We start from the raw sequence: 23,124 nt of genomic DNA on the forward strand, positions 1-23,124 counted from the left end.
CGGGCGAATTGAGCCCATTATGGAAGCCAAATTTCAGATCTTTCTTACTTTGCTCGGCGTGCTGGCGGGAACCGCCCTGGTTGCGCGGCGGACCGATATTGCGCCGGCGATCCTGCTGCTGCTGGTCGGCATCGTGCTCGCCTTCGTGCCGGGTATGCCGTCGCTGGAACTACCGCCCGAGCTCGTGCTGCTGGTGGTGCTGCCGCCGCTGATCTATTCGGCGAGCGTCGCGATGAGCTGGCGCGAGTTCAAGGCCAATCTGCGGCCGATCATCCTGCTCTCGGTCGGCTGCGTGATCTTCACCGCCTTCATGGTCGCGGCCGCGACCCACTACCTGATCGGGCTGCCCTGGAGCATCGGCTTCCTGCTCGGGGCGATCGTCGCGCCGCCGGACGTGGTCGCGCCGCTGGCGATCGCGCGCAAGCTCGGCATGCCCCGCCGCATTCTGGTGGTGCTCGAAGGTGAAGGGCTCGCCAATGACGCGACCGCGCTGATCCTCTACCGCTTCGCGCTCGCCGCCATCACCACCGGGCTGTTCTCGCTGCCGAAGGCGACCGGCACGTTCTTCGTCATCGTGGCCGGCGAGATCGCGTTCGGCACCGCGGTCGGCTGGCTCAGCCTGCGCGCCCGCCGCCGCGCCAGGGATCCGCAGGTCGAGATCACCCTGTCGCTGATCACGCCCTATCTCGCCTACTGGATCCCCGAGCATTTCGGCGGCAGCGGCGTGATCTCGACCGTCGCCTGCGGCCTCTATATGAGCTGGAACGGGCCGCTGCTGATCTCGGCCGCAACGCGCCTGCAGGGCATCTTCTTCTGGGATTTGGTCATCTATCTGATCGAGGGCCTGCTGTTCCTCCTGACCGGCTTCCAGATGCGCTCGTTGTACGAGAAGTCGAAGTCGTTCCCGCTGCACGACATCCTGACCGCCACCGTGCTGGTCGCCGTCATCGTGATCGTCGCGCGTTTCCTCTGGGTGTTTCCCGGCACCTATCTGCCGCGCTTGATCAGCGCCCGCGTGCGCGAGCGCGATCCGCTGCCGTCATGGCGGGCAGTGTTCGTGGTCGCTTTCACCGGCGTGCGCGGCGCGGTCTCGCTCGCCGCGGCGCTGGCGCTGCCGCTGACGCTCCCGAGCGGCGACGCCTTCCCGTACCGCGACCTGATCCTGTTCGTCGCCTTCGGTGTGATCTTCGTGACGCTGGTCGGGCTCGGTCTCGGGCTGCCGCCGGTCGTGCGCTGGCTCGGCCTCGCCCGGGACGGACGCAGCGAGCACATCGCCGAGCACGAGCAGGAAATCGAGGCGCGGCGCGAGGCGCTGAACGCGGCGCTGAAATCGCTCGATGCCATCACCGACGACCGCGAGCTCTCCGACGAGGTCATCAAGCTGCTGCGCTCGCGTCACGAGATCCGCATCAACCAGCTGCCCGACACGCTCGATCCCGACAGGCACGACGTCTCCGCCACCGGCACTGCGCTGACGCGGGAGCTGATCTCCTCCGAACGCAAGTTCATCCACATGCTGCTGCGCGACGGCAAGATCACCGACGAGACGAGGCGGCGCATCGAGCGCGACCTGGATCTGGAGGAGGCGAGCCTCTCCAACCGCGAGTATCGGAGGATTCCGTTGTAGCGCGGGATATCTCCACACGTCGTCCCGGCGAAGGCCGGGACGACGGCGGGTAATCACTCCGCCGCGGCGTTCTGGCCGGGACCGCCGACGAAGCCCGTGGGATCGCCGAACCGCTCGATCATCACGGCGGTGAGATCCTTGGTCTTGCTGGTGACGCAGGCGCCGGAGCGCACGGTGTAGCGATCCTGGTGCCTGGCGTGCGGCGGCGCCTCGCCGCTTTGCAGCGCGCGGGCCGCCTCCATCACCAGCTTGCGGAAATGCATGATGCCGAGATCGGTCGGGCCGAGATGCTCGCGGGTGCGGTCGGCGATCGGGCCCTGGCTGTCCTGCACCGCGGCGTCCTGCTCGGAGACGCCCTTGATCCCGGTGTAGCTCTTGGTCCGCTGTAGCTTGCGGTCGATCAGATAGTCGTTGGCCTTGTTGCGCAGCGGCACGTAGTTCTCGTCGACCACCGCCATCACGCCGTTGCCGTTGGCGTAGCCCTCCCGCTCGGCATCGGTCAGCGGCCGATGCGGATTCCAGGCATAGGTGTAGATCCAGCAATTGGTGTCGGTCACCGGCACGAAGGTCTGGCCGAACATGTTCTCGCCCGGCATCGAGCTCGGCGCGTAGCTGTGGAACGGCATCAGGAACTGTGCGATGCGCCAGTAGATGTTGTCGCTGCCGGTGAGCCGCCCGCCCGCGACGGTGAGCCCCGCCTCATGCGGATTGATCTTGATGACGGGGCGCGGATCCTCGGCGATCCAGCGCATGTGATCGGTCGCGACCCGGGTCAGCGGGTTGACGAAATGCTTCTTGATGTCGAGGATCTCGTTCTCCTCCTTCTCGAAGGAGAGATGCGCGAAGGTGAAATGCGCGGTGTCGATCGAGCCCTCCACCGCCTGCACCCAATTGCAGTCCTGCCACTTCTTGGTGACGAAGCGATGCGAGGCCGGCAGCAGCGCCATCTCCAGCGCCGGCAATTCCGGCATCACCTCGGCGGGGCCCATATAGGCCCAGATCATCTCGCCCCATTCGCGCACCGGGTAGGACTTGATGCGGATCAGGTCTTTTGCATTCAGGTCCGGATACGACGTCGGCATGTCGACGCAGCGGCCGTCGGTGTCGAACTTCCAGCCATGATAGACGCAGCGGATGCCGCATTCCTCGTTGCGGCCGAGCCAGAGATTGGCGCCGCGGTGCGGGCAGTATTGATCGATGACACCAACCACGCCCCTCGAGTCGCGGAAAGCTAGCAGCTCCTCGCCCATGACCACGATCTTCTTCGGGTCGCTGTCGGGTTCCGGCAGCTCTTCCGACAGCAGCACCGGAATCCAGAACCGGCGCAGCAATTCGCCCATTCCCGTTCCGGCACCCGATTCGGTGAGGAATTTGTTGTCTTCGGCGCGGAGCATGGCGTTTCCCCGGGAGTTGTTTTTGATTTTCCCGGAGCTTGGCGTAGCGGATACGCGACGTCAATGCGATTGGCTGCGCGCGGCCGACAGCCCTGTCCCGCGAGCGGATGGATGCGCGCTCATTTCCGCGCCCGCCGGTCCACACCCGCGCAAGGGATTGATGGCAGGCTGGCCGCCCTCCAGCCTACGGCTTCACGTAGGCCCATCCCTTCTCCTGCAGTTCCATCACGCGTACGACGCCGGACTTCACGACTTCCGCCTGCTTGATGATCGGGATCGACTTGTTCTCGGCCTTCTGCATCTTCTCCTGGGTGTTGCCGCAGGCCTTGAACGATACCTCGGGCGAACTGAGGGCCATTTCCTCGATGCGGGCCTTCACCGGCGAGGTATCCTCGCGGAGCATGTGCAGGCCCGGGCCGAACGTGACCACCTCGATCTTCACCTTCTCGCCAACGCCCTTGTAATACTCGGCCACGTTCGTTGCGTTGTTGAGCGTGAGATTCATGGCGGCAGGATCATTGCTGTTCACCTGGAGGATCAGACGATGCTCCTTCCCTTTCGGCGCCGCCGGATCGTGCATGCGCGCATATGCGGAACGCTTGCGCGTTTCGGCCATGGCTCGCGGCTTTTCCGATTTCTGTACGTCGCTGGCCCGGTGAGTTGCGGACTGCTCGCCCGGTACCCAGTATTTTCCACCTTGCTCGGCCACCGCCAACGGCGTGGAAGCCAGCATAGCGATGGCAGCCATCGCAACAAATTTCGCAACAGACTCAAGATTGCACATTAGGGATCTCCATCTCGAAAAATCGGCGAACACACTTTTCAATTGCCGGGCCTTGCGACAGCGAGCGGCCATTTGCAGACCGCGGCCATCCTCGCGCGCATCCTGTCCAACCCCGCGAGCGAGAAGGTTGCGTCCTGGGCAGCCCCGGCACCGCGCGAGAGGTGGACAGCGAGGACCGCGTTATCGGGAAGCGCTTGCAGCAAGCGAACCGCATCGCCAGCGACGGCGACGCCGGAACCAGCCGCCGGCACGGTTGCCGCAACCTGCACCGGCTGGCCGTCGTTGATCCGATAGGAGATCGCATAGCCGTCGCCGCGGCCCGAGATAGCGGGCCCGGTGAAGGACAATTCGGTCCGCCCGCCGCGACACCGGATCGACAGCTTCATGGACGAATCGACCGAATCGGACGTCGTCGCGGTGGCGATCGGTGAATAGTCGACGGGAGAGGTCGTCTCGCTGATCGTCCAGTTATTCGCCTTCGACACTTCGCGGCGGGTCGGTGCGGCGGCGTGCGACAGCCTGTCGAGGCACTCCAGACGCGCTTCACGTTGCAGCTCCGAGCAGGCGCGCAGCTGCGCCATGGGATCTTCCACCCCCTGCGCCAGGGCAACGCCGTTGACGACGGCGATTGCCGCAAGAAGCGGGGCGGCGATCCTGGTCATCGCGATGCCCGTGCCGTCGCCGACTGACGGTCGAGCCACGCCTGCGCCGCAGGAAAGCGCGCGAGTCCCGGCACGGTCGCGCCGAGGTTGATCGATTTCCACTTCGGGTCGAAGCCGGGTCCCTGCAGCTTGTCGATACGCGAGAACAGATGATCGACGAAACGCGCAACACGCTCAAACCGGTTGGTGTTGGCCGGCCAGTTGAAGGCGACGAGAGCGGTCGGCACGGCGATCGTGGCGACGCGATCACCCTGCTTGATCAGATTTGGGTAATCGGCTGCATCGAGAGCTGCCGGCAGATAATAGTCCTCGAACTTGCTGTCATACGGGACCGGCAGGAACTTGAAGCCCGCCTCGAACTTGCCTTTCACAAAGGCATCGACCGGCTTCGATGTAATGAAGACGACGGCCGCCATCTCGCCTTTCCGCATCTGCTCGAGCGCGACCTGGTGCGGAATGAACGTCTTCTCGATCTCGATGCCGAGGCGGCTGAAGATCAGCGGACCCGAATAGGCCGCGGCGGTACCCTGGCTGTTGAAATTCACCTTCCTGCCGGCGAGGTCGGCCAGACTCTGAATCTCCGGCCGGACGAAGATATGCAGCTCGGACGGAAACAGGTTCAGGACGTAGGTGATCCGTCGCTGGATGTCCGGCACCTGGCTCTTGTATTCCTCCAGCGCGTCGGAATTGATGATCGCCGCGTCGATGCCGCGCAGATACAGCAGCGAGTTCAGATTCTCCACGGGCCCCCGCGTCACGACAGGCAGAACGTGCAGATTGTCGCCGTCATCGACCACGCGGGCCATCTCCGCGGCCAGGCGGATCGGCGCGCCTTCGAGAAGACCGCCGGCGAGGCCCACGGTCCAGGCATTCATGGCCAGAGCCTCAGGCCTGGGTTGGGGCGGTGCAGGGCGGATCAGATGAGCCTTGCGAGGCGGACCATGTTGCGGCTGTGCATCCGCCGGGAACGAATGCAACGCCGGGAGCAACGACACCAGGGCCGCAAGCAGGAACAGCGGGCGCAATCCAATGGACCTTTTCATCGGCCAGCTCCTTTGCACGACATCACATCAGCGCGTTCGTCCCTGCTGCAACGACCGCACATCCGCACTTTGCGGCTGTTCCTTGGCTGGAGCGGACTCGCCCCCAGGGCTCGTCTTGGCTTGTGCGGGTCGCTGGGAATTGCCGGCGATGCCATTGGACTGCGCGTACGCTCTGCCGTCGGAACCCGGCAAACCCGCGAGACACATCACCACAAATGTTGCCGCAAACCGTAGGCGAGCCGCGGAATGCATCGTCCACGCAGGGAGCCGCACCTGATCCGATTTGACGCGTGAGCCGGCAATTCGCGCGTCCAGTATCACCTGCCGCATGGTGATATCGCCCATTCCTGATGCGGCATCATAGGGCTCACCGGCTCGCGGATACTATGACCCGCAAGGATTACCCCTGCCGACGCGCAGCTTTGTGGGCGAGGCTGGAACGTCGCGCTCGGCCGTGGCCGGCCGGCGACGTCAGGCCAGCGCTGTCCTCACACCGGCCGCTCGCCCTTGACGGTCACGCGGGTGCCGGAGCGGGTGTGGGGCCAATAGTCCCACATCGCGCGATGCTGGGCGCAGCGGTTGTCCCAGAACGCGATCGCGTTCTCGGTCCAGCGGAAGCGGCACTGGAACAGCGGGTTCTCCGCATGCTGGTAGAGGTAGGCCAGCATGGCGTCGCTCTCGTCGCGCGGGATGCCGACGATGAAGCGGGTGAAGCCGCGATTGACGTAGAGCGACTTTTTCCCGGTCACCGGATGGGTGCGGACCACCGGATGCTCAGCGCGGGGATATTCCCGTTTGTCGGCGACGCCATAATTGGCGTACAGGCCGCGATAAGTCTGCTCGCCGTCATGCAGCGCGGTCAGCCCGTCGAGATAGGCCTTCATGCGGTCCGACAGCGCCTCATAGGCGGCATACATGTTGGCGAACAGCGTGTCGCCGCCGCGTGGCGGGCACTGCTTGATATAGAGGATCGAGCCCATCGGCGGCTCGAGATCGCAGGACACGTCGGTGTGCCAGCCCTCGCCATTGGCGCGTGGGCTGTCCTTGTCGGCATAGATCTTCATCAGCGCCGGATCGCCCTCATTGGGCGCGGCCGGATGCACGTGCAGCTCGCCGAACTTGCGGCCAAAGGCGAGGTGCTGGTCGGGGCTGATGTGCTGGTCGCGGAAGAAGATGACGAGATTCTCGGCCAGCGCGCGATGGATCTCGTCCATCTGGCGGTTGGAACGCGCATTGTCGCCAACCAGCTTGCCGATATCGACGCCGGAGATTTCCGCGCCGATGATCGGCGTCAGCTTCTCGACGCCGATGGTCTCATAGGGCTCGGATTGGTCGGCGAGGTGGCGGTAGCGCGGACCCTGCTTGCCGGACAGCGAGCTCATGGGCGTTCTCCCGATGGTTCTTGATTGGGAGCATGGTAGCCCGGATGGAGCGAAGCGCAATCCGCGCTGCAAGCATAACCGTCGTCCCGGACAAGCCAACGGGTCGGCGCGGAGCGCCGCCCGATGACAGGCTCCGCGAAGCGGAGCGCAGATCCGGGACTCATAACCACAGGATCGGGTTTTGCGAAGGTTGGTAACCCGCATCTCGCGCCATAACCACGGCCTGTGGTTATGGGTCCCTCCTCCCGTGCGCAATTGCGCACTAGGCAGGGACGACATTTTAGTGCGGGTCACGCGCGTGTGGGTACGCGCGAAGTGAAACTACTCCGCGGCGCCCGCCGGCTCCGGCACCTTGGCGCCAGCGCCGTACTTCTGGTCGATATAGTCGATCACCAGCGCCTTGAAGTCGGCGGCGATGCCGGGACCGCGCAGGGTGCGGAACTTCTTGCCGTCGACGAACACAGGCGCGGCCGGCGCCTCGCCGGTGCCGGGCAGCGAGATGCCGATATTGGCGTGCTTGGATTCGCCGGGGCCGTTGACGATGCAGCCCATCACGGCGACGTTGAGCTGCTCGACGCCCGGATATTTCGTCTTCCAGGCCGGCATCTCGTCGCGGATGAAATCCTGGATCGAGCGTGCCAGCTCCTGGAACGTGGTCGAGGTGGTGCGGCCGCAACCCGGGCAGGCCGCAACCAGCGGCACGAAGGTGCGGAAGCCCATGGTCTGCAACAATTCCTGCGCGACCTGTACTTCCAGCGTGCGATCGCCGCCGGGCTCCGGCGTCAGCGAGATGCGGATGGTGTCGCCGATGCCCTGCTGCAGCAGGATGCCGAGCGCGGCCGAGGACGCGACGATGCCCTTCGAGCCCATGCCCGCCTCGGTGAGGCCGAGATGGATCGCGTAATCCGAGCGGCGCACGACTTCCTGATAGACCGCGATGAGGTCCTGCACGGCCGAAACCTTCGCCGACAGGATGATTCTGTTCTTCGGCATGCCGAGCTCTTGGGCGCGGGCCGCCGACAGCAGCGCCGACTGCACCATCGCCTCGCGCGTCACCGCACGGGCATCGCGCGGATTGTCCGACGCCGTGTTCTCGTCCATCAGCTTGGTGAGCAGCTCCTGGTCGAGCGAACCCCAATTGGCGCCGATGCGCACCGGCTTGTCGTTCTTGTTGGCGATCTCGATGATATCGGCGAACTGGGTGTCGCGCTTGTTCTTGAAGCCGACATTGCCGGGATTGATGCGGTACTTGTCGAGCGCCTCGGCGCAGGCCGGATACTCGGCGAGCAGCTTGTGGCCGATGTAATGGAAGTCACCGATCAGGGGCGTGGTGATGCCGCGCTTGCGCAGGCCGTCACGGATGTGCGGCACGGCGGCAGCGGCCTCCTCGCGGTCGACGGTGATGCGCACCATCTCGGAGCCGGCGCGGGAGAGCGCGGCGACCTGGGCGATGGTGCCATCGACATCTGCGGTGTCGGTGTTGGTCATCGACTGCACGACGATCGGCGCGCCGCCGCCGACGGCGACGTTACCGACCATGACCTGCGTGGTTTGGTGCCGCGGCGCGGGACCGGCGACGTCGTCTTGCGGCAAAATCTCGGGCTTGTTCATGGCGTCTCGAATATCAGGTTTTGGTGACATTCACCAAGGGGGGCGATGAGCCTCGCGCGCGGCGGGCCAAACGGTGATGTTTCCGAGTGAATTCAACAGCTTATGGCGCCGATTGAGGCCAAAGGCAAGCCATGCAGCGGCGTCCTGCATGGACAGCTATATTGGGCCGAATTGGGGTGAATCAAAGGGCAAAGTGACGGCTTTTCATGTGATCTGGCGCATCTTAGCATCCTGTTAAAGCAGTACCGGGAGGACGTGAACATGGCCGGCCATAGCGAGCTGATCACCACGGCGGAACTTGCCGAGATCCTGACCCGCCCCGACCTGCGCCTGTTCGACTGCACGACCTATCTGGAGCCGGCCCCTGCGGGCAGTAACATTCCCTATGTCGTCGTCTCCGGCCGCCAGACCTTCGAGGCCGGCCACATTCCGGGCGCCAATTTCCTCGATTTGCAGGCCGAGTTCTCCGACGCCCATACCGATCTCCGCTTCATGATGCCGCCGACAGCCCAGCTCGAGGCCGCCTTCGGCCGCCACGGCATCTCGGCGAATAGCCGCGTGGTGCTCTATTCGATCGGCACCGCGATGTGGGCGACGCGGTTCTGGTGGATGCTGCATTCGCTCGGCTTCGAGGGCGCCGCGGTGCTCGACGGCGGCATCGACAAGTGGATCGCCGAGGGACGTGACATCGAGACCGGGCTGGCCGGCGGCTATCCGCCCGCGACGTTCTCGGCGCGGCCGAAGGACGGCCTGTTTGTCGACAAGCATGACGTGCTCGCCGCCACCACGGAGCGCGACACCGTCATCGTCAATGCGCTCGGCCCGCAATTCTACAAGGGGCTCGAGCCGAGCCGTTACGGCAGGCCCGGCCGCATCCCCGGCAGCGTCAGCGTGCCGGCGGCAACCCTGATCGATCCCAAGGCCAAGACCTTCCTGCCGCTGGCCGAGGCCGAGGCAACCTTCGCCGCGCAAGGCATCACCAAAGACAAGCGCGTCGTCGCCTATTGCGGCGGCGGCATTTCCGCAACCATCGACCTGTTCCAGCTGTATCGGCTCGGCTACAACAATCTCACGCTCTATGACGGCTCGATGGGCGAATGGGCGAAGGATGCGTCGCTGCCGATCGAGAAGGGGTAGTGGACGGGGAGCAATCCCTCCACCTCAGTCGTCCTGGCGAAAGCCAGGACCCATAACCACCGAATTTGCTTGTGAGCGGGAACGCGGCCCCAGCGTCGCGCGACAACCGATATTGGGAGCAATGGGTCCTGGCTTTCGCCAGGACGACGCTGAGGACGGGTTCTCGCACGATACGATGCACCGCTATTGCGGCGCCAAGCAGCACGCGATCAGGCCGGCTTCTTGACGATCTCAAAGCCTCGGGCCGCCAATTCCTTCAAGATGCTCTTTGCCAAATGGGAGCACTCATCCGGCTTGATCCAGCACGCACTGCGCCAGTCCGGATCATCCTCTTTGGAGTATGCGGTGAACGCGGACCGAATTCCGGCTTCAATTGCATCGGTGGCATCGATTGGCATCAGTGTGCCTCCACGGCATCCCTCGCATGGGAGGGTTCACGGAATGTGGGCAACAGTTTTGACGTAGATCAATACGGGAGCAAGGGGCCACAGCTTGCGCCAGCCGACACGGACGATGTGTGTCGCGTTGCAGCGCCGTCACGCCGGCACGTTCGGATCCGGCGTGACCTTCGGGTCGGGCTTGTTGACCAGATAAAGTCCCGCGATCACCAGCAGCGCGGCGACGCCGAACACCGGCGTCAGGGTGTCGTGCATGATGAAATAGGCCGCAACCACGCCGAACAGCGGCGTGACGAAGGTAAAGGCCGACAGCTTGCTCGCCGAATAGGTCTTCACCATCGCAAACCAGATCACGAAGGTACAACCCACCACCCAGACCGCCTGATAGGCGAGCAGCGAGATCGACAGCGCGCTCGGCACATGCTCGATGCGCTCGCCCGCGATCCAGGCGGCAAGCCCCAGGATCGGGATCGAGATCGCGACCTGGTAGCCGAGCGCCTTTTCCGGCGCGGCCTTGCGCAGGCTGGTGCCCTTGGCGATCAGCGTGGTGGCCGCCCACAGCGCGCCGCCGCCGACCACCATGAGATCGCCGAGCAACACCTTGGCATCGACATTCGGCTGCGGCACGCCGATCGCGAGCGCGACGCCGGCAAAGCTCAGCGCCAGCCCGCTCCACTGCACGGTCGAGAGCCGCTCGCCGAGGAACTGGTGCGAGCCGAGCGCGACGAAGAACGGCGCGGTGTAGAGAAACACCGAGGCACGCGACGCCGAGGTGAAGACGAGGCCGGTGAAGATCAGCACGAACTCGCAGCCGAACATCAGCCCGGCGATCACGCCGGGGACGAGCGTGCCGTCGCGCTCGAAGAACTTGACGCCGCGCAGGCGTCCGACGATCAGCATTACCGGCAGCGCGCCGGAGGAGCGGATCAGCGCCTGAAGCATCGGCGGCACGTCGGGCAGCGCGAGCTTCACCGCGAGCTGGTTGAAGCCCCAGCTCACGCACAGCATCAGCATCAATGCGATGGCGCCGGGCGGCAGCCCGTGGCCGACGCTGACGGGCCTCGTGACACTGGCGGAGATCGCTTGGGTCGACATGTTTCCTCGCGGGCCGGCTTGGTGCCGTGTTGTTGTTAATTGCCGGTTGGGCTCCCTCGCCCCGCTCTTGCGGGGAGAGGGTTGGGGTGAGGGGCTGTCTCCGCAAATTCGGTAGAGGCGAGCATGCGGAGAGCCCCCCTCACCCGAAATTCGCTCCCGCGAATTTCGACCTCTCCCCGCAAGCGGGGCGAGGTGACTCGAAAGCTACGCCGATTAGCTAAAGCCATCCGCGCATCACGTCTTCTGGCAATGCGCGCAGGTGCCGGCGATCTCGACCACGGACAGCTTCGGGATGAAGCCGGAGGCCCGCGCCGCCGCAGTCAGGCTTTGCGCGACGGGGGCGGCGGGGATCTCGCCGACCGAGCCGCAATGGTCGCAGATCAAAAACGCCACCATCGAAGTCTCGTCATGATCGTGCGCGCAGGCGAGGAAGGCATTGCGGCTCTCGATGCGATGGACGAGGCCGTTCTCCATCAGGAAGTCGAGCGCGCGATAGACGGTAATCGGTGCCGGCCGCGGCATCGTCTTGGCCAGTTCGTCGATCACCTCATAGGCGCCGAGCGGACGATGGCTCGACAGCAGCGCCTGCAGCACCTGACGCCGGATCGGGGTGAACTTCTGGCCGCGGCGCGCACAGACCTGCTCGGCATGCGCCATCGCGTCCGCGGCGCAGCGGCCGTGATCGTGGTCGGGGGCGGGAAATGTCGGCTTGGCGAGGCTCATCAGTCGGATATGTAGCATTTTTGCGCCCGTTCCCATAGCCCGGCCCGGCCCAAACCGAAGCCCATCCCCTCGTCGCCTTGCAGCCATGTCTGCAATGCGGGGCAGCTTCCCGTTAACCCCTTAATGCAAAATTCATAAGCAAGCTTATTATATCCCAAGCTTATGGAGGCAGGATCGATGCGCGGTTCCGTGGACGCGAACTTCATGTTTACGCTGGGCGAATTGTTCCGGCTGATCCGCGTCTACGCCGACAAGGAGGCCGCGCGCTACGGCATCACCCGCGCGCAATGGGCCGTGCTGTCGAAGGTGGAACGCCAGGAAGGCCTGAAGCAGACCGAGCTCGCCGAACTGCTCGAGGTGCAGCCGATCACGCTGACGCGGCTGATCGACAAGCTCTGCGACAATGGCTGGATCGAGCGCCGCAGCGACGAGAACGACCGCCGCGTCAACCGTCTCTATCTGAAGAAGGCCGCGCGCCCGCTGCTCGGGAAGCTGGCCGGCCTGCGCTCCGAACTCACCGCGACCGCGCTCGAGGGCATCAGCCCCGCGGACGCGCATCGCCTGCTCACTCAATTGGAATCGATCAAGGAAAACGTTCGCAATGCCATCCAAAGCCCAGCCGGCGAGCCCTCCCGAAAGGAACAGCGCTATGGCTGAACCGGTCCTCAAGCTGGCCCCCGAGCAGAAGAGCAATCCGGGCGTATCAGCGCCGTCGGGCAAGGCCAGCCGCGCGCCGCGCCGTCGCCTGATGGCGGGCCTGCGGCGCTATCGCCGGGTGCTGCTGCTGGTCGTGCTGCCGATCGTGGCTGTCATCGTCGGCGGCGTGTTCTATCTCAATGGCGGCCGCTATGTCGGCACCGACGACGCCTATGTCGGCGCGCAGAAGGTGCTGATCACGCCGGAGATCTCCGGCAAGATCGACAAGATCGTCGTGAAGGAAGGCCAGCACGTCAAGAAGGGCGACGAGCTGTTCGAGATCGACCCGGTGCCGTTCCGCCTCGCGGTCGCGCAGGCCAAGGCCGCGCTCGACCAGACCAGGACCACCTATGACACGTTGGTCGACAACATCAAGATCAACACCAGGATGCTGGACTTCGCCCAGCAGAGCATCGAATTGAAGAAGCGCGACGTCGAGCGCAAATCGACCCTTGCCAAGCAGAACTTCGGCTCGCAGCTCGACCTCGACAATGCGGCCAACGCGCAGGTGACCGCCGAGAGCCTGGCGCAATACATCAAGCAGCAGATATCGAAGGACAAGACGCAGCTGCTCGGCGATGTCGATCTGCCGATCGAGCAATTCCCGGCCTACGCCCAGGCCAAGGCCAAGCTCGACGACGCCCAGCGCAATCTCGATCACACCGTGCTGCGCGCCCCGATGGACGGCGTGGCGACCCAGGTCGACCAGATCCAGCTCGGCCGCTTCGTCACCGCGGGCGCGCCGGTGTTCTCGGTGATCGATGTCGACCATCCCTGGGTCGACGCCAATCCGAAGGAAAGCGATTTCACCTATGTCGCGGTCGGCCAGCCGGTCGAGCTCGACGTCGACGCGTTCCCGAACCATCAGTTCAAGGGCAAGATCGGCTCGCTGTCGCCGGGCACCGGCGCGCAGTTCGCGATCCTGCCGCCGCAGAACGCCACTGGCAACTTCGTCAAGGTGGTGCAGCGCGTGCCGGTGCGGATCTACTTCGACGAGAACGATCCGTTCGTGAAGAAGCTGAAGGCCGGCATGAGCGTCTACGCGACGATCGACACCAACCACCGCCGCACGCTGGCCGGCCTGCTCGGGCTGCGCTCAGCCGCGGCGCACCCGGATCACGAGTGAGATGAGGCGAGATCGCAGCTCCGCGCGTCACCTCTCCCCTTGTGGGAGAGGTCGGATTGCATCGCCAGATGCAATCCGGGTGAGGGGTTACGCTCTCTCGTGGGACCTGGTCCCCCTCACCCGCGCCTTCGGCGCGACCTCTCCCCGATGGGGAGAGGTGATTCCCGCTGCATCGACGAACCGGACTGACACTCGATGAACGCACCGTCACCATCCGCCGTCCCCGGCATGCGCCGGAACATGGTGACGATCTGCGCGATGACCGCGACGATCATGCAGGCGCTCGACACCACGATCGCCAACGTCGCGCTGCCCTATATGCAGGGCTCGCTGTCGGCCTCGCAGGACCAGATCAACTGGGTGCTGACCTCCTACATCGTCGCCGCCGCGATCATGACGGCGCCGGTGGGCTGGATCGCCAACCGCTACGGCCGCAAGCGCATCTTCATCATTTGCTCGGCCGGCTTCACCATCGCCTCGGTGCTGTGCGGCCTCGCGCAGGACATCAACCAGATGGTGCTGTTCCGCCTGCTGCAGGGCGTGTTCGGCGCGGCGCTGGTGCCGCTGTCGCAGGCGGTGATGCTCGACTCCTACGCGCTGCATGAGCGCGCCAAGGCGATGTCGATCTGGGGCATGGGCGTGATGATGGGCCCGATCATGGGCCCGTCATTGGGAGCGTGGCTGACCGAGACCTATTCCTGGCACTGGGTGTTCTTCGTCAACCTGCCGTTCGGCGCCATCACCGTGCTCGGCCTTGCGGTGTTCATGGACGAGACCAAGCAGGACCTCAACCTCCGCTTCGACTGGTTCGGCTTCGGCGCGCTCGCCGTCGCGATCGGTTCGCTGCAGCTCGCGCTCGACCGCGGCGAGCAGCTCGGCTGGCTGGAATCCAACGAGATCATGATCGAATTCATCGTCGCGGCGGTCGGCACCTATTTCTTCTTCGCCCATTCGCTGACCACCGACAAGCCGTTCATCCAGTTCGCGATCTTCAAGGACCGGAATTTCCTCGGCGGTGTCGTGTTCATGACGGTGATGGGCCTCGTGCTGTATTCGACCATGGCACTGTCATCGCCCTATCTGCAGAACGTGGTCGGCTATCCGATCATCACCGCCGGCCTGTTGCTGGCGACCCGCGGCGCCGGCACCTTCGTCGCGATGATGCTGGTCGGCCGCATGATGCGCTACATCGAAGCGCGCACGCTGATCGTCTCGGGCCTAGCGCTGACTGCGGCATCGCTGTTCCGGATGACCGGCTGGACCGACATGACGCAGGCGACCGAGATCATCGTCGTCAGCGTGATCCAGGGCTTCGGCTTCGGCCTCGTGTTCGTGCCGCTGTCGACGGTGGCGTTCCTGACGCTGCCGGGCCAGCTGCGTACCGACGGCACCTCGATGCTGACGCTGTTCCGCAACGTCGCAAGCTCGGTCGGCATCTCGATCGTGATCGCGCAGCTCACCGAAGGCGGGCGGCGGATCTACGCAAAGCTGTCGGAGCAGATCAATCCGTTCAACCACGCGCTGCAGATGCCCGACGTGTCGGGCATGATCAACCTCAATACCGATGCCGGCCGCGCGATGGCCGACAAGATGGTGGCGGCGCAGTCGCAGATCATCGCGTTCTCGCACGACTACCAGCTGGTAATGCTGTTCATCGTGGTCTCGATCCCGCTCGCACTGATGATCGGCTCGACCAAGGCCGCGCTGCGCGCGCAGTCGGCGCCGTCGGACCATGCCGCGGTGATGGAGTAGGTTTTCGCGTCCCTGCGCCTCGATCGCACTCGCTAACCGCGCCATTGATGTCGTCGCCCGGCTTGACCGGGCGATCCAGTACGCCGCGGCTTATCGGCTCAAGCACTGCAGCCTCTCTGGAATACTGGATCGCCCGGTCAAGCCGGGCGACGACAGTCTTTGATGCGGCCACCCCTCCGAAAGCGCAAGACGCCGCAGCCGCAATCGCGTTGACTTTCCGGGACCTCCTCCCAATACTCCGCGAAAAGCAAGAAATACCCGTCGCACAACTGACGGTTTCAGGGGAGGACGCGATGCCGACTTCACGCAGGACGCTGCTGAAGACCTCAGCGGCTGCCGCCGCTGCTTTCAGCTTCGATTGGACACGCGCGCAGGCGCAAGCCGAAACGGTCCGGATCGGCGTGATCTACGACCTGACCGGACCGTTTGCCGCCGGCGGCTCGGTCGCCTCCTCGATCGGCACGCAGATCGCGATCGATCTCGTCAACGAGAAGGGCGGCGTCGGTGGCAAGTACAAGATCGCGCCGGTCAACGTCGATTCCCAGAGCAAGCCCGATGTCGCGATCAACGAGGCCAATCGCCTGATCGACCAGGAGAAGGTCGACATCCTCAACGGCGTGTTCGCGAGCTCGCACGCGGTGCCGCTCGCCGCCAAGGTCGAGCAGCAGAAGCGGATCCTCTGGATCACCACCGCGGTCTCGACCGCCGTGTTCAAGGACAAGAACCTGCAATACGTGTTCCGCGCGCAGATTCATTCCGATCAGTACGGCCAGGCCTTCGGCGGCTTCCTCGCCGAGCACGCCAAGACGAGGCTCGGCATGGAGCCGAAGGACGTCAAGGTCGCGCTGATCCATGAGGACGGTCCCTATGGCGTCGGCGTTGCCGCCGCCGATGAGACCTTCGCCAAGGAGGCCGGGCTGCAGGTCGTGCTCAAGGAGGGCTATTCGGCCTCGGCGCCCGATCTCTCGGTGCTGGTGACCAAGCTGAAGCGCGCCAAGGCCGACATCATCTCGCATGCCGGCTACAATCCCGACATCACCCTGTTCCTGCGCCAGGCGCGCGAGAGCGGGCTGAAATTCAAGATGCTGTTCGGCGCCGGCGCCGGCTACAGCCAGCTCGACAAGCTGCGCACGACGTTCGGTGCCGACATCGACAATTTCTGCAACATCGACCCGGTGCCGGCGCAGCTGCTCGATCCCGCCAAGCTGGCGCCTGGCGTCGGCGACCTCACCAAGACAATGGTCGCGCGCTACCGCGAGAAGACCAGCGCCACCGAAGTGCCGCCGCACTGCTCGATGGGCTTCAACCAGACCTGGGTCCTGCTCAACAATGTGCTGCCGGTCGCCAAGGAGAAATATGGCGGCTTCGATCCCGAGGCGATCCGCAAGGCTGCGCTCGACGTCGACATCCCGCCGGGCGGTACCATCCAGGGCTATGGCGTGAAGTTCTATCCACCGGGAACGCCGATGTCCGGCCAGAACGAGCGTTCGACCCCGGTCGTGATGCAGAACGCCGGCGAGCGCGTCACCGTGGTGTGGCCGACCAACATCCGAACGCAGGACCCGGTCTTCCCGCTGCCGAAGGGCTCGGTGTACGGGGCGTAGATTTCCGCCCCTTGCAGCATGCTGGGAGCTCAGTCCCGTCGTCCTGAGGAGCGGCCTCTTGGCCGCGTCTCGAAGGATGCACGGCCCCGCTGGTGGCCGTCGACCCTTCGAGACGCCGCTTTGCGGCTCCTCAGGGTGACGGGTCTGGCATGGGTGAGTAAAACGAAGGGAATTCCGTTGCTGCGCTTTACAACACCACCCGCCGCCCCTCGTCCGCGGCCCAATAGCCGGCGTAATTCACCTTCGTCGTCTCGTAAGCCAGTGCGAGGCCGGCGAGCGGCGCGCGGCCGGTTGCGACGCACTCCATGAAATCCTGGATCTCCTGCAGGTAGCCGCGGGTCCATTCCTCCTCGAGGCAGACATATTGCCAGCCGGTTTTGCGATCGACCTTCTCGGTGATGTAGACGGAGGCGAGCTTCTCCTCTGATGTCTGGTAACTCACGAGATGCGTGTTCGGCGTGATGTTGGCGAACAGCGAGCCGCCGCTCGTGTAGGTCTCGATCAGATTGCGGACGCCGCCCATGATCATGTCGCCGGAGAACACCGTGGCCTTGGTGCCGTCGGAGAAGGTCGCGGTCAGCGTGCCCCAATCCTCGACATCGACCGGATTGGCCTTGATGTAGAGGCGCTCCTCGGGCTTGAGATCGGCCGTGACGTTGCCGACGTCGCAGGTAACGCTCGCGACCGTGACGGTCTCGCCGCGGGTCTTGGCCTCGACCTGCTTGAGATAGAGTACGGCCGATAGCGGGTGACATCCCATCCGGATCAGTGAGCCGCCGCCGGTCATCGCCCACTCCGCGGCGTGCGCGGCATGCGAGCCGGAATGGCTCTCCTCGCCCTTCATGAACAGGATCTTGTCGCCGGTGGCGCGGATGATCTCCGCGGTCTTGGTCACCGCGGGCGCGTAGATCCAGTCCTCGGCATACATAAAGAGTTTGCCGCTGCGCTCGATCGCGGCGCGGGTCGCTTCCATCTCCTGCATCACGCGCTGGTACATCACCGCCTTCGGGACATGCCGGCCGATCGGCGCCTTGTCGCCGGGCTGCCCGAAATAGCCGCTGAACGGCTTCTCGCAGATCACGTGCTTGCCGGCCTGCATCGCCTCCACGATCATCGTGGCATGCAGGTTGGGCGGCGTGCAGATGTCGATAACGTCGATATCAGCGTCGGCGACCAGCTCGGCGAAGCTGCGATAGGCGTTCGGGATTCCGTGCTTGCGGGCGAAGTCATTGACATGATCGCCGCGCGCGGCGACCGCCCTCACCTCGACATCGACACCATAGACCCGGCGATAGGCGACCATATGCAGCTCCGACACGAAGCCGCAACCGGCCAGACCGATCCTGATTCTCGTCATGAAGGATGCCTCTGAAGTCGCGGGGACAGGCACCCATCATAGCGGAGCGGTACGGCCGGTCGATGCATCCGGCGGCAGAAAATCGCCTGCTGCCGCGTCCATCACTGCGCAAGCTTGGCGACGCCCATCTTGGAGAGCAGGGTCAAATTATCCTCGATATGCCAGTTGTCGGTGACGCGGCCGCCGGTGACCTTGAGCAGATCGGTGGCGATGAAATCGATCGCCTGGCCGCTTCCTTTGGTCGCGCCGAAGCTGCCGGTGAAATGGCCGCGGAACTGCATGTGCACGGTGACGTAGTCGCCGGCCACGATCATCTTGACCACTTCGACCGAGAGGTCCGGCACAGCGGCACGGAAATTCTTCGAGGCGAAGGCCGGGCCTTGCGATCCCTGCGGACGGCCGGCCGGCAAGGTGTGGTCGACGAAATTATCCGCGATCGCGGCCTTGAGCACAGCCTCGTCGCCGCTGTTCCAGAACTGGTAGAACGCCTTTGCCGCGGCGACGGTGGCATCGCGCTCGGCTGCCGGGACAGTGGTCGCGACGACGAGATCGTCGATCTTCACCGCATCGGCGCGTGCGGGCGCCGCGAGCAGCACGCCGATGGCCAAGGCCGTGGCGGCCAGAACATTACGCATGGTCTTTGCTCCTCGTTGCGGCCGCGCGCTCGCGAAACACCAGTTCGAGCAGGATGCCTGTTGGCGTGCGGACAAACAACCGGCGCTCGCCGAGCTCCGGCAGGTCCATCGTCGAATAGGGAATGGCGAGCGTCTCGATCTTGTCGCGATAGGCGTCATAGCCTTCGAGCCGGAAGCCGACATGATCGATGGTTTCGCCGCGCGGATCGTTGCGCATGCCCTCACCGGGGATCAGATGCACCACGGGTTCGCCGTCGGCATAGAGCCAGTAGCCAGGGAAGGCGAAGCCGGGGCGATAGCCCGGCTTCACGCCGAGGAGATTCTCGAGGAAGGCACGGGTGCCTTCCAGATCGCTGGTGCGCAGGGTGACATGGTCGAGCATCGATGCCCCCCGCGATCAGGCCGTCGGTCCGGGCAGGCCGGTCGCGCTGGGCGAAGCGCGCTGGATCACCGGCGTATTGGCGCGGTTGGCAAGCGCATAGCGGGCGATCTCGTCCTTGCGCGCGAACCAGACATCGCCCTTGCTCTTCGCGTAAGACAGGAAGCGATCGAGCACCCGCGCCCGGCCGGCATGGCCGGAGATGCGGTCGTGCAGGCTGATCACCATCATGCGCCGCCGCTTCGCGCCTTCTTCATAGAGCTGGTCGAACTCGTCCTTCAGCGCCTGCTCATAAGCGGCCGGATTCCAGCCCTGGAACGGGAAGGAGACGATGTCGTTCATGTGCATCGTGTAGGGCACGGTGACGAAATCCTTGCCGCGCACCGGCACGATGAAGGGCTCGTCATGGCTCGGCTCGTCGATGTGATAGAGGAAGCCGAGATCCTGCAGCGTCTCCAGGATGTGGACCGAGTTGCGCATCCAGTACGCGTTCCAGCCGATCGGCGTTTGTCCCGTGATCTTCTGGATCGTCTCGACGCCGTCGGCGATGAAACGCTTCTCCTGATCCTTCGGCAGCTGATACGAGTTGCTCCAGATCCGGCCATGCGCAGCCGCCTCATGGCCGCGGCGCACGATCTCCCGGGCGATGTCGGGCGAGGTCTCGACCGCCTTGCCGATCATGAAGGACGACAGCTTGATGCCGTGCTTGTCCATCAGATCGAGCAGGCGCGGGATACCCTCGTAGTGGCCGTACGCGAAGAACGCGTTGGTCGGCAGATCGGGCACGCCCTTCTCGATCGGATCGGGAATGACGCCACCGGCGCCGGAGATCGGCTGGCCACCGCCCTCGAACATCAAGGACAGGCTGACCGCAAGGCGCGCGCCGTTCGGCCAGAAGCCGCCGCCATTCGACGCGGTCTGGGCATCGGATGCGGCCTTATCGGATGCAGCTTTGGCCGGCGGCGGCGCGGCGATGAGCCCGGCGGCGGCAAGAGCGCCGGCCGCGGTGACGGCCTGGAGGGTTTCGCGGCGGCTGAGGTGGGAAGCGAGGGTCATGGCTGATCTCCTTGTTGATGAAAATCAGCGTATTCTCTTTCCTATTGGAGTATTATCATCCGTGAATTGGATATATTCTCTACTTTTCGGAAACAATCCATGCTGGACGATATCACCGAGCTCCGGACCTTCGCCAAGATCGTCACCACGGGCAGCCTGTCCGCCGCCGGGCGCGAGATGGGCATTGCGCTCAGCGTCGTCAGCAAGCGGCTCGCGACCCTGGAAAGGCGGACCGACACCAGCCTGATCGTGCGCAGCACGCGCCACCTCGCGCTCACCGAGGAGGGACAAAGGCTGTTCGACCGGGCGCAGCGCATCCTCGCCGAGGTCGATGAAGCGGAAGCCGCGCTGGCGCATGGCCGCGTCGAGCCGCAGGGCGTGCTGCGGGTCAGCGCGACGGTCGCGCTCGGCCGCGCCCATGTCAGTCCGGTCTGCCGCGATCTCGCGCTGACCTACCCGAAGATGTCGGTCGAGCTGATGCTCACGGACCGCCTCGTCGAACTGATCGACGAGCGCATCGACGTCGTGATCCGCATCGGCATGCCGCGCGACTCCGACCTGATCATGCGCAAGCTGATCGACAATCACCGCATCATCGCGGCGTCACCGGGCTATCTCGCGCGACACGGCGCGCCGGCGTCGCCCGAGGATCTCACGCAGCGTGATTGCCTGCTCTACAACAGAGGCGCGCAGGCACGGTGGCGGCTGGTGCATAGCGACGGCCGCGCCGCCGAGATCGAGGTGTCGTCGCGGCTGCGCTGCGACAATGGCGAGGTCGCACATGACTGGGCGCTCGACGGCGCCGGCCTGATCATGAAGAGCTGGGTCGATGTCGCGCCCGACCTCGCATCCGGACGCCTGGTGCAGGTGCTGCCGGAATGGCGCAGCGATCCCGCGCCGGTCTGCGCATTGTACGCGCAGGGACGCCAGATGCCGACGCGCGTGCGGCTATTCCTCGACGCCATCTCGAAGCGGATGGCCGCGTTTCAGGTGACCGGCGGCGCGTAGCGTTGCGCCATCACGGCGTCGAAGGCGACGGCCATCGCGGCATCGGGCGGCGTCAATCCTGTGAACAGCTTGAATGCATCGGCGGAGGCGTTGATCGCGAGCTCGCGTCCGGTCAGGACGGTTGCGCCCTTGGTCTTCGCCGCAGTCAGCAGCGGCGTCCAGAGCGGCGTGTAGACGGCGTCGGCGACCCACATCGACGAATGCAGCAGCGCATCCGGCACTGGGGTGTCGCGGCTTGGCAGCATGCCGACTGGCGTGGCATTGACGAGGCCGACGGCACCGTGCACCGCCGCTTCGACGCTGGTGGCGTGGACCGCATGGCGATCAGCCAACTGGGCCGCAAGCTGCGCGGCCTTGGCGGCATCGGCGTCGAATATCCTGATCCCGGCGACACCGAGGCCGGCGAGCGCGAAGGCGATCGCCTTGCCGACGCCGCCGGCACCGATCAGCGCGATCGGGCCGCGCGGCGCTGAGGCAAGCAGCGGTTCGATCGCACGCGCAAACCCGGTCGCATCGGTATTGTGTCCGATCAGCCGAGCGTCCCTGGCGACGATGGTGTTGACCGCGCCGATCGCGCGCGCATCCGGCGCGAGGTCATCGAGCAGCTGGACGACCGCCTCCTTGTAGGGAAAGGTGACGTTGACGCCGGCAAAGCCGAGCCGCCTGATGCCCTCTAACATCGCGCGCAACTCGTCGCGCCCGGCACCATCAACCTCGATCAGCTGGTAGTGACAGCGGACGCCGAGGGCTGCGGCGGCCTGCTCGTGCATCGCAGGCGCCGCCGAATGCGCGATCGGGTACCCAATCAGACCGGTCAGGAAACGGTCGCGCATTGTCCCCCACGCCAGTGGTGCTCAGCTCATGCGATCGAGCCGAGCATAGCTGTCTTCCATGCCGTGCTCCATGCCGGTCGCGAGCATCGCCGCGCGAGTGGCCGCATCCGACAATGTCATCCGCATTGTCATCACGGTACCGCTGCCGTCGGGCGCGAACCGCGTCTCGACATGATTGTCCGGCGTCGGATCCGGCAGATGCATGCGCTCGACGTGCACGATGCGGCTGTACGGTTCGAGTTCGAGATATTCGCCGGTCAGATGAAAGCCGCCGCCCTTGCCGTCGGTCCATTCGTAACGAATCTTGCCGCCGGGCCTGAGCTCGCTGACGCAGACCGGCATGGTCCAGCCTTCCGGACCGAGCAGCCACTTCTGCAGCAGCTCCGGCTCGGTATGCGCGCGATACACCGCCTCGGGCGGCGCGACGAAGCGCCAGGTGACAACGATATAGCGGTCGCCTTCGGTCTTCAGCGTCAACTTGCTCATGGGATACCCTTCACTTCTCAGGCTTCATGGCGGCCAGCACTCCGTCCAGCCGGTCGTAATTGGTTTCCAGCGCCCGCCGCAGCATGCCGAGCCATTGATCGATCTCGGCGACAGCTGTCGGCGCCAGCCGGCACGGCCGCTTGGTGCCTTCGATCCGCCGCACGATCAGGCCGGCGCCCTCGAGCACCTTGAGATGGCGTGAGATCGCGGGCTGGGACAGCTCGAAGGGCTCGACCAGCTCCATGACAGTCGCTTCGCCCAGAGCGAGCCGCGCCAGGATGGCCCGGCGGGTCGGGTCGGCGAGCGCGGAAAAGGCGGCATCGAGGTTGGCCATGC

The 23,124-nt window shown here is 65.0% G+C and carries 23 protein-coding genes; 7 read left to right on the plus strand and 16 right to left on the minus strand.

What is annotated here, in order from left to right:
* The first annotated feature begins 19 nt into the window (after window positions 1-19).
* The gene (locus XH92_RS42170) at window positions 20-1,627 is read left to right on the plus strand and encodes a Na+/H+ antiporter (RefSeq protein ID WP_194457294.1); all 1,608 of its coding nucleotides are present in this window, start codon (window positions 20-22) and stop codon (window positions 1,625-1,627) included.
* A 53-nt stretch (window positions 1,628-1,680) separates the two neighbouring features.
* Here the strand turns inward: XH92_RS42170 and XH92_RS42175 are convergent, their stop codons facing one another.
* The 6 genes from XH92_RS42175 to ispG form a co-directional block, all read right to left on the minus strand.
* Window positions 1,681-3,021 (minus strand): Rieske 2Fe-2S domain-containing protein, encoded by a 1,341-nt coding sequence (locus tag XH92_RS42175; protein WP_194457295.1) that lies wholly within the window; start codon window positions 3,019-3,021, stop codon window positions 1,681-1,683.
* A gap of 184 nt (window positions 3,022-3,205) precedes the next feature.
* The gene (locus XH92_RS42180) at window positions 3,206-3,847 is read right to left on the minus strand and encodes a hypothetical protein (RefSeq protein ID WP_371817907.1); all 642 of its coding nucleotides are present in this window, start codon (window positions 3,845-3,847) and stop codon (window positions 3,206-3,208) included.
* On the minus strand, window positions 3,844-4,467 hold the full coding sequence (locus XH92_RS42185; protein ID WP_194457296.1) for a hypothetical protein: 624 nt from the start codon (window positions 4,465-4,467) through the stop codon (window positions 3,844-3,846). The genes XH92_RS42180 and XH92_RS42185 overlap by 4 nt, the downstream gene beginning before the upstream one ends.
* Window positions 4,464-5,510, minus strand: a complete 1,047-nt coding sequence (locus tag XH92_RS42190; RefSeq protein WP_194457297.1) for a TAXI family TRAP transporter solute-binding subunit — start codon at window positions 5,508-5,510, stop codon at window positions 4,464-4,466. Before XH92_RS42190 ends, XH92_RS42185 begins: the two co-directional genes overlap by 4 nt.
* Window positions 5,511-5,998: 488 nt before the next feature.
* The gene (locus XH92_RS42195) at window positions 5,999-6,892 is read right to left on the minus strand and encodes a TauD/TfdA family dioxygenase (RefSeq protein WP_194457298.1); all 894 of its coding nucleotides are present in this window, start codon (window positions 6,890-6,892) and stop codon (window positions 5,999-6,001) included.
* Window positions 6,893-7,213: 321 nt separating this feature from the next.
* A complete protein-coding gene (gene ispG, locus XH92_RS42200) occupies window positions 7,214-8,503 on the minus strand; it encodes a flavodoxin-dependent (E)-4-hydroxy-3-methylbut-2-enyl-diphosphate synthase (RefSeq protein WP_194457299.1) in 1,290 nt (429 codons plus the stop codon).
* A 261-nt stretch (window positions 8,504-8,764) separates the two neighbouring features.
* Here ispG and XH92_RS42205 point away from each other — a divergent pair, with 261 nt between their 5' ends.
* Window positions 8,765-9,640 carry a sulfurtransferase gene (locus tag XH92_RS42205; RefSeq protein ID WP_194457300.1) on the plus strand — a complete coding sequence of 292 codons (876 nt, stop codon included), beginning with the start codon at window positions 8,765-8,767 and terminating at the stop codon, window positions 9,638-9,640.
* Between the two features lie 209 nt (window positions 9,641-9,849).
* Here XH92_RS42205 and XH92_RS42210 read toward each other — a convergent pair whose 3' ends face one another.
* The 3 genes from XH92_RS42210 to XH92_RS42220 form a co-directional block, all read right to left on the minus strand.
* Window positions 9,850-10,038, minus strand: a complete 189-nt coding sequence (locus tag XH92_RS42210; RefSeq protein ID WP_194457301.1) for a hypothetical protein — start codon at window positions 10,036-10,038, stop codon at window positions 9,850-9,852.
* A gap of 138 nt (window positions 10,039-10,176) precedes the next feature.
* Window positions 10,177-11,133 (minus strand): DMT family transporter, encoded by a 957-nt coding sequence (locus XH92_RS42215; protein WP_194457302.1) that lies wholly within the window; start codon window positions 11,131-11,133, stop codon window positions 10,177-10,179.
* Window positions 11,134-11,367: 234 nt separating this feature from the next.
* Window positions 11,368-11,856 carry a Fur family transcriptional regulator gene (locus tag XH92_RS42220; protein ID WP_026191999.1) on the minus strand — a complete coding sequence of 163 codons (489 nt, stop codon included), beginning with the start codon at window positions 11,854-11,856 and terminating at the stop codon, window positions 11,368-11,370.
* A gap of 177 nt (window positions 11,857-12,033) precedes the next feature.
* On the opposite strand from XH92_RS42220, the gene XH92_RS42225 reads away from it, so the two are divergent.
* The 4 genes from XH92_RS42225 to XH92_RS42240 all read left to right on the plus strand — a co-directional run bounded on the left by XH92_RS42225 (window position 12,034) and on the right by XH92_RS42240 (window position 17,034).
* Window positions 12,034-12,513, plus strand: coding sequence for a MarR family winged helix-turn-helix transcriptional regulator (locus tag XH92_RS42225; RefSeq protein ID WP_246788139.1), 480 nt, complete (start codon window positions 12,034-12,036; stop codon window positions 12,511-12,513).
* On the plus strand, window positions 12,506-13,678 hold the full coding sequence (locus XH92_RS42230) for an HlyD family secretion protein (RefSeq protein WP_194457304.1): 1,173 nt from the start codon (window positions 12,506-12,508) through the stop codon (window positions 13,676-13,678). Before XH92_RS42225 ends, XH92_RS42230 begins: the two co-directional genes overlap by 8 nt.
* A 195-nt stretch (window positions 13,679-13,873) precedes the next feature.
* On the plus strand, window positions 13,874-15,430 hold the full coding sequence (locus XH92_RS42235; RefSeq protein ID WP_194457305.1) for an MDR family MFS transporter: 1,557 nt from the start codon (window positions 13,874-13,876) through the stop codon (window positions 15,428-15,430).
* Between the two features lie 293 nt (window positions 15,431-15,723).
* Complete coding sequence (locus XH92_RS42240) at window positions 15,724-17,034, plus strand: ABC transporter substrate-binding protein (RefSeq protein WP_194457306.1); 1,311 nt, start codon at window positions 15,724-15,726, stop codon at window positions 17,032-17,034.
* Between the two features lie 187 nt (window positions 17,035-17,221).
* Here the strand turns inward: XH92_RS42240 and XH92_RS42245 are convergent, their stop codons facing one another.
* The 4 genes from XH92_RS42245 to XH92_RS42260 all read right to left on the minus strand — a co-directional run bounded on the left by XH92_RS42245 (window position 17,222) and on the right by XH92_RS42260 (window position 20,461).
* Window positions 17,222-18,391: a Gfo/Idh/MocA family protein gene (locus XH92_RS42245; protein ID WP_194457307.1), complete on the minus strand. Its 1,170-nt coding sequence runs from the start codon at window positions 18,389-18,391 to the stop codon at window positions 17,222-17,224.
* A 101-nt stretch (window positions 18,392-18,492) separates the two neighbouring features.
* On the minus strand, window positions 18,493-19,026 hold the full coding sequence (locus tag XH92_RS42250) for an ester cyclase (RefSeq protein ID WP_194457308.1): 534 nt from the start codon (window positions 19,024-19,026) through the stop codon (window positions 18,493-18,495).
* Entirely contained in the window at window positions 19,019-19,408 is a 390-nt protein-coding gene (locus tag XH92_RS42255; RefSeq protein WP_194457309.1) for a VOC family protein, read from the minus strand. The genes XH92_RS42250 and XH92_RS42255 overlap by 8 nt, the downstream gene beginning before the upstream one ends.
* Window positions 19,409-19,423: 15 nt before the next feature.
* Window positions 19,424-20,461, minus strand: a complete 1,038-nt coding sequence (locus tag XH92_RS42260) for a polysaccharide deacetylase family protein (RefSeq protein WP_194457310.1) — start codon at window positions 20,459-20,461, stop codon at window positions 19,424-19,426.
* Between the two features lie 99 nt (window positions 20,462-20,560).
* On the opposite strand from XH92_RS42260, the gene XH92_RS42265 reads away from it, so the two are divergent.
* Complete coding sequence (locus XH92_RS42265; protein ID WP_194457311.1) at window positions 20,561-21,469, plus strand: LysR family transcriptional regulator; 909 nt, start codon at window positions 20,561-20,563, stop codon at window positions 21,467-21,469.
* Here XH92_RS42265 and XH92_RS42270 read toward each other — a convergent pair.
* The 3 genes from XH92_RS42270 to XH92_RS42280 are packed head-to-tail and all read right to left on the minus strand — an operon-like array spanning window position 21,448 to window position 23,122.
* The gene (locus tag XH92_RS42270) at window positions 21,448-22,302 is read right to left on the minus strand and encodes a shikimate dehydrogenase (RefSeq protein ID WP_194457312.1); all 855 of its coding nucleotides are present in this window, start codon (window positions 22,300-22,302) and stop codon (window positions 21,448-21,450) included. The genes XH92_RS42265 and XH92_RS42270 overlap by 22 nt on opposite strands.
* Before the next feature lie 21 nt (window positions 22,303-22,323).
* A complete protein-coding gene (locus XH92_RS42275; protein ID WP_194457313.1) occupies window positions 22,324-22,788 on the minus strand; it encodes an SRPBCC domain-containing protein in 465 nt (154 codons plus the stop codon).
* Window positions 22,789-22,798: 10 nt separating this feature from the next.
* A complete protein-coding gene (locus tag XH92_RS42280) occupies window positions 22,799-23,122 on the minus strand; it encodes a helix-turn-helix transcriptional regulator (protein ID WP_194457314.1) in 324 nt (107 codons plus the stop codon).
* Window positions 23,123-23,124 lie beyond the last annotated feature (2 nt).

It is taken from the genome of Bradyrhizobium sp. CCBAU 53421, assembly GCF_015291625.1.
GTDB lineage: Bacteria > Pseudomonadota > Alphaproteobacteria > Rhizobiales > Xanthobacteraceae > Bradyrhizobium.